The organism is Microbacterium sp. STRO-1N (genome assembly GCF_057748015.1).
The window spans coordinates 1,024,566-1,036,819 of record NZ_CM173234.1 but is presented as its reverse complement, the minus strand read 5'-3'; the positions used below and the strand labels follow the sequence as shown (position 1 = coordinate 1,036,819).

Below are 12,254 nucleotides of genomic sequence, written 5' to 3'. Positions count from 1 at the left end.
CCCGCCAACGACAAAACCCCCGGCTTCACCGGGGGTTTTCATCTGTAGCAGGAGCGGGGCTTGAACCCGCGACCTCACGATTATGAGTCGTGCGCTCTCACCAACTGAGCTACCCTGCCGCAAGGCATTCATCTCGCGAAAGCGAATGCTGCGAGCCCCGAGTCAGGATTGAACTGACGACCCCTTCCTTACCATGGAAGTGCTCTACCACTGAGCTATCGGGGCGTTGTCGCCCTGTTCAGGCAACCACACGAGAATACCAGATCTCGTGCCCACTCACGAAACCGGGGAGACCCCGTCGTAGCGTCCGGCGTTCTCCCGCATCCACGGCAGCGGGTCGACCGTCGAGCCGTTGATGATGATCTCGAAATGCAGGTGCGCGCCGTACGAACGGCCGGTGTTCCCGACCAGGCCGACGATGTCGCCGACCTCGACCTTGTCGCCCGCCTTGACCCGCAGCGAGCCGAACTGCATGTGCGCGTAGTGGCTCGTCACGAGCTCGCCGTCGATGACGTGATCGACGTAGACGGTCACGCCATAGGCGCCGCCGGACTCCGTCGCGATGCGGACGGTGCCGTCAGCGATCACCTGGATGGGCGCGCCGTTGCCCGGCACCAGGTCGATGCCTGCGTGCAGACGTCCCCTGCGCGGGCCGTATCCCGAGCTCATCGCCACACCGACCTTGAACGGCCACTGGATCTCGGCCTCGGGGTCGTTCGTGTAGAGCGAGTCCGAGTACTGGATGCCCTCTTCTGCCGCGACGTCGACGAGCGAGACGGTCGAGTAGTCCTCGCTGCGCTGCAGGTTCGGGTCTGCGACGTCGGAGGAGGCGACGTACGCCTGGATCTCCTCGTCGGATGCGTCATCGCCGGGGACGTCGGTGCCAGCCGCGACGAGCGACATCGCAGAAGTCGATTGAAGTCCCTGCGCTGCGGCGACGGCCTCGGCGGGAAGGGTCATGGACACCGCGAGCAGGCCGGCGATCCCCATCACGCCGATCGTCGCGCCGGCGGCGGCGAGCTTGCGCGCCTTCGATCGGCGGATGCGGCGGGGCGCGACGTGCGCTTCGGTGACCGGCTCGGCGTCGTCCTCGACCGGCTCAGCGGCGGGCTGGTCCGCCACCACCGGCACGCCCTGGGTACGGAAGGTCTGGGATGCCGCGGTGAAGAGATCTTCGTGCGCAGTCGGCTCGGATGCCACCGGCTTCGCGTCGGCAGGCTCTTCGGGAACGACAGCCTCGGGCTGAACGTGCTCCGGCAGATCGACCGGACCTGTCTGCGACGTCACGATGACGACGGACTCCGCCAGGATCGACGCGACGGGGACATCCGGAGTGGGGATGGCCGGCGCGTCTGCCTGCTGAGTTCGACGGCGGCTCGCCGGCATCGGGGAGAGATCGATCGCCGGGGACGCTGGCGTCTCGGACTCGGACGGCTGGATCGCGACCGGTTGCGTCGCCCGCTGGCGAGCCGCCCGTCGTGACGAGGGCGCGGCAGGGGCGGCTTCGGTCGGAGCGACGTGGATCTCACCAGTGGTCACCTCGTCCACCGGGGTCGCGGAAGCCGCGATGCGGTGGCGGCTCGAGCGGCGCGTGGGCGCACTCTCAGCCGGGGAAGTATCGAAGGGCAAAACGGGGATCTTTCGGTCAAGCTCGGGGGCGCTTACTCACCTGCGTCTTCGGGTGACGAAGGTAACGAATGGATAAACACTACAGTGTGGTCGCTGAGAATGCCATGAACGAGGCACCGTTTCGTCAGCCGAGGATCCCGACCAACCGGTCATGCACCTCGAGGCCGGCGGCGATCAGCATCGGACGCCGCGATGCGGTGTCGAGTCGGCTGACCCGCCCGCCTGCCTCTTCCACGAGCAGTGCGCCGGCCGCGAAGTCCCACGGGTTGAGCCCGCGCTCGAAGTACCCGTCGAGGCGGCCGGCCGCGACGTAGGCGAGGTCGAGGGCTGCGGATCCGCCGCGACGCAGGTCGCGCGCGATCGGCATGACCGTGCGGACGGTCTGCAGATCCCCGTCGTGCGTCGTCGGATCGTATCCGAAGCCGGTGGCGAGCAGCGCTCCGGCCGGAGTCTCGGTCGTGACGTGCAGAGCGCGCCCGTCCTGCCACGCTCCTCCCCCGCGCACGGCCGAGAAGAGCTCGCCGAGGGCCGGCGCGCAGACCGCGGCAGCCTGCGCTTCCCACGCCCCGGGCTGGGCCGATCCGTGCACGGCGGCGATGCTCACGCTGTACGACGGGATGCCGTAGGCGTAGTTCACGGTGCCGTCGATCGGGTCGACCACCCACGTCACACCGGTGCCGCCGGCATCCGCTCCTGATTCCTCCCCGAGGAATCCGTCACCAGGACGCTCGGCGGCCACGCGCGTCCGGATGAGGTCCTCGACCTCGCGGTCCGCCTCCGTGACGATGTCGGCCAGCGTCGATTTCGTCGCCGCGAGAGCGACGCCGACGGATCGACGCAGCTTCGCGAGTTCGCCCGCTTCACGAGCGATGTCCACCGCGAGCGCGTGCAGCTGCGCGGCGTCGACCTCTGCCGCGCTCACTGCTGAGGAGCCGCAGGCGGGACGACCGGCGGTGCCGGCGGCGCCGGGGGCGGCGGTGCGAAGGGGCTCGGCTGCTGTGGTTCATCGGCCTGCTCCGGCGCCTGCGGCGCGGCAACGGACTCAACCGGCTGCGCGGTCTGCTCCGGTGCCTGAGGCTGCGACACCGGCGCGGGCTGCTCGGCGGCCGGCTCCGGATATCCAGCCTGCTCGGGCGCCGCCTGCCACTGCGCTGCCGGCGCCGCGGCATCCTGAACCGGCCATGCCTGAGCCTGCTCCTGCGCGGGCCAGACCGGCGCCTGACCCTGCGCCGGCCAGACCGGCGCCTGCGCTTCGGAGTAGCCCTGCGCGACCGGTGCCGCAGCGTAGCCGTGATCGCCGGCGTAGGCGGCCGGCAGAGCCGCCGGTGTCTGCGCGGTGGGGTACCCGGTGTAGTAGGCGTTCCAGTCGGGAGTGCCGTCCGCGAGCACGGGCAGTGGCGTCACGCCATCGCCGTAAGTCGGCCACTGCTGCGCCGGAGCGGCGACGGCGGCCTTCTGCTTCTTCGGCGCGAACAGCGCGTTCAGCAGCGGAATCAGCGTGGTGCCGACGGCGGCGAGGATCGCGAGGGCCACGACGATCCGCCAATACAGATCGTTGTAGGTGAACGTGTGCGGGAAGGTCAGGAAGAACACCAGCATGCCGACGAGAGCGACGAGGAAGACCAGTGTCAGGTAGTAGATGACCCGCGTGAACACGGTGATGTAGCGCTCGGCCGCCGGCTTGAACAGGCGAACATGCAGCAGCGCGAGCTGCAGAATGCCCACCACGAGCAGCAGCTGGAAGAACCGCTCGGCGCCGCCGCCGAAGTAGCCGGTGTCGTCGGGCAGCCAGATCTTCACAGCGCCGACGAGCAGCGCGACGATCCAGGTGATCATGCTGGTCAGCGCCAGCCAATCGGGGCGGTTCGGCGCGAGCCCTGCCTCCAGGATCGCGATCCCGGCGAATCCTGCCAGCAGGAGGATCGTGAGGAACGCGCGACCGATCAGACCGTCCTGGTCTCCGATCAGCACCCACACCACGCACACCAGTGCAGCGGCGATCAGCGCGCCGATGGCGATCCAGATGGCCCCCCTGATCAGCAGCGATGCGTTGGGCTTCGCGACTGCGACTTCCTCCGGTTGCGACATGGCGATCCTCTCGTCGGCCTGCGTGCTCTCATCCTGCCATGCCGGTCCGACGCGCGGGAGAACCGCCTCAGCCCCGCTTGGCGGACGCGGCTGCGAATCCCGCGACCCGCGCCTTCGCGTCCGCAGTGTCGAAGGAGGCGCCGATCGAACGCGCCTCCTCGCTGAGCTGCTCGGCGAACGTCCGCGACGGCTGGGATCGCACGAGCCGCTTGGCCTGACCGTATGCGGCTGCGGCACCGGCGAGCCAGAACCGGGCGATCTCCTCGGCACGCGCCCTGACCCGCTGCGCCTCGTCCGCGGCATCCGCTCCTTCGGCGATCTCCGCCACGAGCCCCCAGTCGAGTGCTTCCTGCGCCGAGAGCAGGCGGTCCTGCAGGACCAGCTGCAGCGCACGCCGCTCGCCGACGGCGCGCGCGAGCTGAGCCGATACGGACAGGTCTGGGGTGAGCCCGATATTCGCATACAGGCTGCCGAGCTTGGACCGGCTCCCGACCACGGCGTAGTCGCCGCTGAGCAGGATGCCCAGCCCGCCGCCGGCGGTCGTACCGTGCGCTGCGGTCACGACGGGGACGTCGGATTCGACGAGCGCCCTGATACCGGAATTGATGACCTCGGCGAGGGCCGTGATATCCGCACCGGAACCCATCGTGCTCGCCATGTCGAGGACGTCGCCGCCCGCGCAGAACGCGGGTCCGGCGGCGTCGACCAGGATCGCGCCCACGTCATCGCGGGTCGTCGCCTCGATCGTCGCATCACGCCAGGCGTGCGCGAGGTCGGCGTTGAAAGCGTTGAGTCGGCTCGGGCGGTTCAGCGTCAGCCGCGCCATCCCCTCGGACACGGACAGCAGAATGGCTTCGCTCACGGCGTCTCCTTCGATGCGCGGACAGTTCCGTCCAGCGTAATCGCGCGAGCGGGCCGCGAGGTCAGGCGATGACGCTCGCGACGAAGCGCTCCATGCGACGACGCGTGCCGTCCAGCCGCATGTCGACCTGCCCGGACGCCCGGATCTCGTTCGGAGCGAGGGGATGCGCCAGACGCACGTTCTCGTGGCAGGACAGGTCGGCGCAGATGTACGTTCCGACGCTGTCACCGCGGGCACCCGCCTCGCCTGCCCTCCGCGCGGAGAACAGCGCGACCTGGTTGCCCGGCTGAAGCGAGTGGCAGATGTTGCACATGCCGTTGCGTGCGCGCCCCGGGTCCGTGGCGCGCAGCACGACGCCGACGATGCCGCCGTCGATCTGGGCGAGGATGTACCCGCGTCGCGGAACGGACGGATCGCGCCAGGCGAAGAAGTCGAGATAGTCCCAGTCCGTGAGCACGAAGTCGTGCGGCATCTCCATGACACGCAGTTCATCCGCCTCTGCGTTGACGAAACCGGCGCGGACGTCTGCTTCGGTGAGCGCTCGCATCGCTCCAGTCTATGAAGCCCCGCCCTGGCCTGGCGCCGCCCCGCCCTCCAGGGCCGTGACCCGCCTGCGCAGGTCGTCGAAGTGCTCGCGCATGCGGTGGACGGCAAGGTCCTCGTCGCCCGCCAGAAGCGCCTCGATGATCCGCGCGTGCACGGCGCCTCTATCGGGCGCCGGCGCCGGCATCCGATCGCCCACCTCGCGGACCAGCGTGCCGAACAGATGCCAGAACAGGTCGATGAGGTTGTCGACCAACGGGTTCTGAAGCCCCGAGTACAGCGTGCGGTGGAACTCCTCATCGAGGTCGCGGAAGTCCTCGCCGCGCTCTCCCCGCTCGATCATCTCCGCGGCGATGACCGCGCAGCGCTGCAGTTCCTCCTGCAACCCTGCGCGGACCACCGCCGACATCAGCCCGACCTCCATCGATTCCCGCACGACCAGCACCTCGGAGATCGCTCGTCCTGCCCCGGCGAGGCCGTAGGGCAGCTGGTCGATGATCGGGCGGAACGAGAACTCCGACACGAAGAGCCCGTTGCCGTGCTGTGCCTCGATGACGCCCAGCGTCTGCAGGCTGCGCGTCGCCTCGCGCAGGGAGAGCCGGCTCACGCCCAGCTCTGCCGCGAGATCGGCTTCGCTCGGGAGCCGATCTCCCGGCGACAGATCGTGTTCGCGGATGTAGTCGCGCAGCCTGCGCTGTGCGACGAGATAGATGGGTCCGCCTGGTCTCATGCTCTGACGGTACCGCTCAGCCGACGTCATCGACGCGCTGGGCGTCGAGCGCTTCGGCGACCGCGTCGCGCAGCGCGGGCGCGATGCGATCGATGACGGCGCGATCGGACGCGGTCACCGGACCCCAGACACCGCGTGCCGGCCCCACGTCGGGGCCGAGCTCGTTCATGAGCTCCTTGACGAAACCCGGTCCTGTTGCAACTCTGGCGATGTCGCGGAAGGGTTTGTGGAGCTCGGACGCGCGCGCAAGATCGCCGGCGTCGAAGGCGTCGACAGCGGCGTGAGCGAGCGGGGCGAGTCCGTTGTAGAGGCTCCCGATCGCCGCCCCGGCGCCGAGGGCGAGCGCGGCGGGCAGCAGCTCGTCGCGCCCGAAGTAGAGCCGTACGTCCGGGCGCGCCAGGCGGATCGCGTCGAGCTCCATCAGGTCCTCATCCGTGAACTTCACGGCGTCCATCGTCGGGATCTCCGACTCTGCGGCCTTCAGGATGTCGCTGGGACGCTGCGTCGAGCCGGTCATCGAGGGGATCTGGTAGTAGCAGAAGGGCACGGTGCCTGCGGCATCCGCCACGTCGGCGAGCCACCCGACGGTGTGCCCGACGCTCGCCGCCTGGCCGTAATACGGCGCGACGCTCGAGACGAGGTCCACGCCGAGCGAGGCGGCGTGCGCGGCCAGTTCCCTGGTCGGCTCGAGCGGCAGCCCGCCCACCTGTACGCCGATGCCGAAGCCGTCAGGGCGCGCCTTCACCCATCCCTCCAGGATTGCCACGCGCTCGTCGACCGTCAGGAGGGGGAACTCTCCGCTCGTGCCGTTGACGAACGCACCGCGGATGCCGATCGCACGCATGTGCGCCGCCTGCTCCGGGATCCGGGATACATCGACCCGTCCTGCCTCGTCATACGGGGCCAGGGATGCCGCCCAGAATTCGAACCTGCTCATGAACCGACCTTTCTCATGCGTGCGTTCACGCTTTCGTTGCGCCGTCGGTGAGACCGGCGACGATGTACCGCTGAAGGAAGATGAATGCTGCGATGACCGGCAGCGCGACGACGGCGGAGACCGCCATCAGGTCGTTCCATCGGACGCCGAACTCGTTCGTGATCTCGGCGAGGACGATCGTGATGGGCTGGATCTGCTCGCTGGTGGCCAGGGACAGTCCGAACACGAACTCCCCCCACGCGCCGAGGAAGCTGATCACCGCCACCGTCACGATTCCGGGCGCGGAGATCGGTAGGACGATGCGCAGGAACGACGTGAACTCGTTGCAGCCGTCGACCTTCGCCGCCTCGACGACCTCCGCGGGAACGCTCAGGAAGTAGGGCCGCAGGATCGTGATCGCGAGCGGCACCGCCAGTGAGCAGTTCGCGATGATGAGTCCCAGGTAGGAGTTCACGAGCCCCGCGCTGCTGAACAGGACGAACATCGGCAGCGCCAGGTTGACCGAGGGCACCATCTGCACGATGAGCATGAGCATCATCACGGCGCCGATGCCCCGCATCCGGAACTTGGCGAGACCGTACGCCGCGGGAAGCGCGAGGGCGAGGGTGACTGCCGTCGTGCCGATCGCGATGATCGCGCTGTTGCCGAGCCCTCGGGCGATATCCGGGTCGCCGAACACGGCCGTCGCGTACGACTCGATCGTCGGCGGCAGCGGGATCAGGTCCGGTGGCACACGGAACGTGGCGTCGCTCGTCTTGAGCGAGGTGACGACCAGCCAGTAGACCGGAATGAGATAGACGGCCGTGACGAGCGTGCCGGCGACGGCCAGCCACCGTCCGACCATGACCTCGCGATGCGAACGCGTGCGCGTCCTGCGGGGAACGATGAGCGCGTGCGTGGCCGTCATACGTCGTGCTCCTTGCGCAGCGTTCGGAAGTACGCGATCGAGAGGATGATCGGCACCAGCATCAAGACCGTCGTGGCGACCGCGGCGGTGTCGAATCGAGAGAACTCGAACGCCTCGTTGTACGCGTACACCGGCAGCGTCGATGTCGCGCCACCCGGGCCGCCCGCGGTCATCAGGAAGATCGTGTCGAACGTCTTGAACGTGTAGATGAAGATGAGCAGGAGCGCAGCCAGCGCGACGGGGCGCAGCTGTGGCATGGTGACGTAGCGGAACTGCTGCCATGGAGACGCTCCGTCGATGCGCGCTGCTTCGTACAGCGTTCCGGAGATGCCCTCGAGTCCTGCGGAGAGCAGGATCATCGCGAAGGGCGCGAAGCTCCACGCTGTGGCCATGATCACGGCGGCGATGGCCGTGACGGGCTGGCCCAGCCAGAAGACGTCACCGTCGATCACGCCGAGGGAACGCAGTACGGCGTTCAGGAGTCCGTAGCTCCCGTCGAGCAGCCAGCGCCAGACGTTCGCGCTGACGACGGTCGGCAGGACCCAGGCGATAAGGATCAGCGCCCGCAGGGCGTTGCGACCTCGGAACGCCCGTCGGAGGAGCAGGGCGAGCCCGAGTCCGGCGAGGAAGGTGAGTGCGACGCTCCCGAGCGCGTAGACGATCGAGATGGCGAATGAATACCAGAAGCGAGTTCGGCCGAACTGGTCGATGTAGTTGTCCAGACCGACCCACTGCGCCCCGCCCTGGACGACTTCGCGCAGACCGACATCGAAGAAGCTCTGCAACACGCTGTAGAGCAGCGGATAGACGACCGTCGCCCCGACGAAGATCACCGCGGGCAGCACGAAGAGTGCCGGCACCGCGAGACGCCGGAGGCGCCCGCCTCCGCGACCGGTCGGCGCCGGCCGCGGAGACGAGATGGCCGACCGCCTCTGAGCGGTACGGGATGGTGTGGCCACAGCCATGGGTCAGTTCCCCACGGCCTCATCGATGGATGCCTGAGCGGTCGCCGCAGCATCCGCAGGCGACGCCGTGCCGCTGATGACGGCCTGCAGCGCCTGCTGCACGATGGTGAGCGCCTCGTTCGAGCGCGCCGCGAGGTCGCCGGTCGGCGCCCAGGCGTTGACGAGCTGGTCCGCGAACGTCGCGCGCACCGGGTCCGTGACGGCTCCTGGCACGTCGTCGCGTGCGGGGAGCTTGTTCCTCGCGGGGAGATACTCCTCGAGAACGCTCGGCTGCTGCATCCATTCGATGAGTTCCCAAGCGGCATCCGCGTCGCCGCTGCCGGCTCCGATCGTGAGATTCTCGGCGGACAGGTAGGTCGCCTCGGTCTCATCAGCAGGAAGCGGAGCGACGCTCCATTTCATATCCGGAGCGCTCTCGCGTACGACATTGATGGCGCTGGCGGAGTTGATCGCCATCGCCGCCTCCCCGTTCGTGAACGCCGCCATCGCGTCGTCCTCGTTCCAGGTCAGGAACCCCTCGGACAGCCCGCCCGAATCCGTCATGCGCTTGATGGACTCCAGCGCCGCGACCCCCGCCTCACCGCCGAAGTCGGCGAGGTCTCCCCCGGCCGCGAGCGTCCGCAGAAGGATGCCCGTCGCACCTTCGGCGCCCTCGATGCCCGACATCGCCATGCCGTACGACGCCGTACCGCTCTCCGTGATCGTCTGCGCGGCCGCTTCCATTTCGTCCCACGTCGTGGGGACGGCGACACCCGCTTCCGTGAGGAGCGCTTCGTTGTAGTAGAGCGCGTACACGTCGGCGAGGTGCGGGATGCCGAATGCCGCACCATCGACCTGACCCGACTCCCAGCCGGTCTCGTAATACGCATCCTGCTCGCCCCATCCTTCGACGTACGCGCTGAGATCTTCGATGATCCCGGCATCCGCCATCTGAGCCGTGTCGAACGCATTGATGAGCGCAACGTCAGGCAGTTCGCCGGCCGCAGCCGCTTGCTGCAGCGTCCGGTTGAAGTCGTCGTAGGGGATGAAGCGCGCCTCCACCTCGACCCCGGTCTCCTCGGTGTAGTCGGCGAGAACGGCCTCGAGCGGCACGCCGTGAGGATCGCCGTAGTAGTGCCAGAAGGTGATGACGCCATCGCCTTCGGCGACGTCGCCACCGCCTCCGCCGCCTCCGAGGCTGCCGCAGGCAGCGAGAGCAGCGGTCGCCGACAGTGCCACGGCGACGGCCGCCAGTCGGCGGAATCGGGGTGCTCGGTTCATGACAGTCCTCCAGGTGTTGCTTCATCGAAACTCGGGACCGCACCAGTAGATCAGATATCTAATAACTGGTCAAGACTGAACTCTTGACCGACCTGCCGGAGGCCGACTAGCCTAGTCATCAGATATCTAATTCCTTGCGATCGGAGCCGCATGCGCGTCGGGATCACCGCCCACCTCGATGACGCCGCCATGGATCTCTGTCGACGCGCATTCGCGACGGACACGCTCTACAGGGCGGATCGAGCAGGCGGAGCTCCGGCATGGGACGAATCGTTCGCCGCATGCGAGGTGATGTTCGGCACGATCCCCGCGGCGTGGATTCCGCAGCTCACGGCACTGCGCTGGCTGCAGCTGGAGTCCGTCGGCTACGAGTACTACCGCGATGCGTCGGCGCTGATCCGGCAGCGCGACATCCGTGTGACCAATCTCGAGGGCCAGTTCGCGCATCCCGCAGCTGAGACCGTGATCGCCGGCATCCTGAGCCTCACGCGAGGCCTCGACGAGCTGTCCGTCGCACGACAGGAGAGGCGTTGGCGGAGCCTGGAGATCCGCCCGACGACGTCTCTGCTCGCACGAAGCACGGCCGTGGTCCTCGGAGCCGGATCCATCGGCCGACAGGTCCGCCAGGTTCTCGAGGCGTTCGGATGCCGGGTCCTCACGTTCGCCCGCCGCTCTCTGCTCGCCGAATTGCATGGAACGGAGCAGCTCGACGCCGTGCTGCCCGAGTGCGATCTGGTCATCGGATGTCTGCCGAGCACGCCCGCGACCCGTATGCTGCTCCACCGCGACAGAATCGCGGCGCTGCCGCCGACGGCGATCGTCGCGAACGTGGGGCGTGGATCGCTGATCGACGAAGACGCACTGGCCGAAGCGCTGGATTCCGGTCGGCTCGGTGGTGCCGTCCTCGATGTCACGCACGAGGAGCCTCTGCCTGTCGATCATCCGCTCTGGACGACGCCGCGCACCATCCTCACGCAGCACACCGGCGGAGGGCACCGGGAGGAACTGATCGACAAGGCGCGCTTCTTCGCCGCGAATGCCGAACGCTTCCGCGCCGGCGAGCAGCTGCGCGGGCTCGTCGACTGCCAGCTCGAATACTGAGTCCTGCCGCGAGCAGGAGATGGAGGAGACGATGGCGACCATCGCACGGGTACGGCCGATCCTGTTGAGCGCTCCCTACGGCGACCCGCAGCACAGCATGGAGAACCTGCTGCATCTGCCGTCCGGCCTGCGTACGGCCGGCTTCGTAGAGATCACGTTGAGCGACGGCACGACAGGGATCGGCGAAGGCTACGTGGCCGTCTTCGCCCCCGAGGTGTTCCGCAGCATCATCGAGCTGCTCGGTTCGGCACTGGTCGGGAGGGATGCCGGTGACATCGCCGCGAGATTCGATGATCTCGTCACCGCCACCGGTTACTGGAGCTTGCAGGGAGCAGCGAGGCACGCGATCAGCGCCATCGAGATCGCGTTGCAGGACTGCGCAGCGAAAGCCGCCGGAGTGCCGCTCTGGCAGCACCTCGGCGGCACAGAGACTCCGATGCTGCGCGCATACGCCAGCGGGGGCGACTCGCGCACTCCCGCCTCGATGCAGCGCGAGATCGACACCGTGGCCGCCCTCGGCATCGACGTCTTCAAGATCCGGGCACGCACCCATCAGCTCGACAAGGTCTCCTGGAGTCTGGCGTCGACCGCGGCATCCGGAATCGAGATCGCGATCGACATGACCCAGAATCTCGTCACACCATCACAGACCCCTGAGGATGTTCTGGCCTTCATCGATCGCGTGGCAGTCGCGACAGGGACGCTCCCCGTCTTCCTCGAGGAGGTGCTCGGCCCGGACCAGATCCATCGACTGCCCGAACTCGCCGCCCGAACGGAGGTCGCGATCGCCGGCGGCGAGATCGTGACGACGGATGCCGAACTCTGCGAGCGCGTCCGCCGGAACGCCTATGACATCGTCCAACCGGACGCGACCGTCATCGGCGGCCTTGGTTCGGTGCTGAACGTTTTCGCCGCCGCCCGCGCGGCAGAGACCGAGGTGTACGTGCACTGCTGGGGCGCGGGGGTCGGCGTGCTCGCGAACTACCATGTCGCGGCTGCCGGCGGCGCGTCGGTCGTCGAGTGGCCGCTGCCCGAATATGCCTTGCGCTCCCGACTGCTGGATGGCGCCGTCACGATCGCCGACGGTGCGATCGCCCTCGCGGACCGCCCAGGACTCGGGATCGAGATCACTCCGGAACTCGAGCGGGAGTTCCGGTTCCGCGAGGAGGCCGTATACGAGTGCATCGTCGATCCGGCCGTCGCTGCACGGTCGTGGATCTCGGATTGAGGCG

Annotated in this window: 12 protein-coding genes and 2 tRNA genes; 2 read left to right on the top strand and 12 right to left on the bottom strand. The window is 68.2% G+C overall.

Going from position 1 to position 12,254, the window contains the following annotated elements; translation table 11 throughout:
- Positions 1-45 precede the first annotated feature (45 nt).
- The 12 genes from AC3ANJ_RS04830 to AC3ANJ_RS04775 all read right to left on the bottom strand — a co-directional run bounded on the left by AC3ANJ_RS04830 (position 46) and on the right by AC3ANJ_RS04775 (position 9,921).
- Positions 46-119: transfer RNA gene (locus AC3ANJ_RS04830), tRNA-Met, on the bottom strand.
- Positions 120-153: 34 nt separating this feature from the next.
- A tRNA-Thr gene (locus tag AC3ANJ_RS04825) sits at positions 154-225 on the bottom strand.
- A 51-nt stretch (positions 226-276) separates the two neighbouring features.
- Positions 277-1,539 (bottom strand): M23 family metallopeptidase, encoded by a 1,263-nt coding sequence (locus AC3ANJ_RS04820; RefSeq protein WP_488318477.1) that lies wholly within the window; start codon positions 1,537-1,539, stop codon positions 277-279.
- A 214-nt stretch (positions 1,540-1,753) separates the two neighbouring features.
- On the bottom strand, positions 1,754-2,551 hold the full coding sequence (locus AC3ANJ_RS04815) for an inositol monophosphatase family protein (RefSeq protein WP_488318476.1): 798 nt from the start codon (positions 2,549-2,551) through the stop codon (positions 1,754-1,756).
- Complete coding sequence (locus tag AC3ANJ_RS04810; RefSeq protein ID WP_488318475.1) at positions 2,548-3,717, bottom strand: DUF4153 domain-containing protein; 1,170 nt, start codon at positions 3,715-3,717, stop codon at positions 2,548-2,550. The genes AC3ANJ_RS04815 and AC3ANJ_RS04810 overlap by 4 nt, the downstream gene beginning before the upstream one ends.
- A 67-nt stretch (positions 3,718-3,784) precedes the next feature.
- Positions 3,785-4,579: an enoyl-CoA hydratase/isomerase family protein gene (locus AC3ANJ_RS04805; RefSeq protein WP_488318474.1), complete on the bottom strand. Its 795-nt coding sequence runs from the start codon at positions 4,577-4,579 to the stop codon at positions 3,785-3,787.
- A 61-nt stretch (positions 4,580-4,640) separates the two neighbouring features.
- The gene (locus AC3ANJ_RS04800; RefSeq protein WP_406246431.1) at positions 4,641-5,126 is read right to left on the bottom strand and encodes an FBP domain-containing protein; all 486 of its coding nucleotides are present in this window, start codon (positions 5,124-5,126) and stop codon (positions 4,641-4,643) included.
- 9 nt (positions 5,127-5,135) lie between these two features.
- On the bottom strand, positions 5,136-5,852 hold the full coding sequence (locus AC3ANJ_RS04795; protein ID WP_488318473.1) for a FadR/GntR family transcriptional regulator: 717 nt from the start codon (positions 5,850-5,852) through the stop codon (positions 5,136-5,138).
- Positions 5,853-5,868: 16 nt separating this feature from the next.
- Positions 5,869-6,789 carry a dihydrodipicolinate synthase family protein gene (locus AC3ANJ_RS04790; RefSeq protein WP_488318472.1) on the bottom strand — a complete coding sequence of 307 codons (921 nt, stop codon included), beginning with the start codon at positions 6,787-6,789 and terminating at the stop codon, positions 5,869-5,871.
- A 25-nt stretch (positions 6,790-6,814) separates the two neighbouring features.
- The gene (locus AC3ANJ_RS04785; protein ID WP_488318471.1) at positions 6,815-7,696 is read right to left on the bottom strand and encodes a carbohydrate ABC transporter permease; all 882 of its coding nucleotides are present in this window, start codon (positions 7,694-7,696) and stop codon (positions 6,815-6,817) included.
- Positions 7,693-8,556 (bottom strand): carbohydrate ABC transporter permease, encoded by an 864-nt coding sequence (locus AC3ANJ_RS04780; RefSeq protein WP_488318470.1) that lies wholly within the window; start codon positions 8,554-8,556, stop codon positions 7,693-7,695. The genes AC3ANJ_RS04785 and AC3ANJ_RS04780 overlap by 4 nt, the downstream gene beginning before the upstream one ends.
- A 108-nt stretch (positions 8,557-8,664) precedes the next feature.
- Positions 8,665-9,921 carry an ABC transporter substrate-binding protein gene (locus tag AC3ANJ_RS04775; RefSeq protein ID WP_488318469.1) on the bottom strand — a complete coding sequence of 419 codons (1,257 nt, stop codon included), beginning with the start codon at positions 9,919-9,921 and terminating at the stop codon, positions 8,665-8,667.
- A 150-nt stretch (positions 9,922-10,071) separates the two neighbouring features.
- Here AC3ANJ_RS04775 and AC3ANJ_RS04770 point away from each other — a divergent pair, with 150 nt between their 5' ends.
- Both AC3ANJ_RS04770 and AC3ANJ_RS04765 read left to right on the top strand, forming a co-directional pair.
- The gene (locus tag AC3ANJ_RS04770) at positions 10,072-11,022 is read left to right on the top strand and encodes a D-2-hydroxyacid dehydrogenase (protein ID WP_488318468.1); all 951 of its coding nucleotides are present in this window, start codon (positions 10,072-10,074) and stop codon (positions 11,020-11,022) included.
- A 31-nt stretch (positions 11,023-11,053) separates the two neighbouring features.
- Entirely contained in the window at positions 11,054-12,250 is a 1,197-nt protein-coding gene (locus AC3ANJ_RS04765) for a mandelate racemase/muconate lactonizing enzyme family protein (protein ID WP_488318467.1), read from the top strand.
- Positions 12,251-12,254: the final 4 nt, after the last annotated feature.

Excerpts from the sequence above, each read along its gene's own strand:
- AC3ANJ_RS04800 (WP_406246431.1), bottom strand. The coding sequence starts at position 5,126 with ATGCGAGCGCTCACCGAAGCAGACGTCCGCGCCGGTTTCGTCAACGCA.
- AC3ANJ_RS04810 (WP_488318475.1), bottom strand. The coding sequence starts at position 3,717 with ATGTCGCAACCGGAGGAAGTCGCAGTCGCGAAGCCCAACGCATCGCTG.
- AC3ANJ_RS04785 (WP_488318471.1), bottom strand. The coding sequence starts at position 7,696 with ATGACGGCCACGCACGCGCTCATCGTTCCCCGCAGGACGCGCACGCGT.
- AC3ANJ_RS04775 (WP_488318469.1), bottom strand. The coding sequence starts at position 9,921 with ATGAACCGAGCACCCCGATTCCGCCGACTGGCGGCCGTCGCCGTGGCA.
- AC3ANJ_RS04790 (WP_488318472.1), bottom strand. The coding sequence starts at position 6,789 with ATGAGCAGGTTCGAATTCTGGGCGGCATCCCTGGCCCCGTATGACGAG.
- AC3ANJ_RS04765 (WP_488318467.1), top strand. The coding sequence starts at position 11,054 with ATGGCGACCATCGCACGGGTACGGCCGATCCTGTTGAGCGCTCCCTAC.
- AC3ANJ_RS04770 (WP_488318468.1), top strand. The coding sequence starts at position 10,072 with ATGCGCGTCGGGATCACCGCCCACCTCGATGACGCCGCCATGGATCTC.
- AC3ANJ_RS04795 (WP_488318473.1), bottom strand. The coding sequence starts at position 5,852 with ATGAGACCAGGCGGACCCATCTATCTCGTCGCACAGCGCAGGCTGCGC.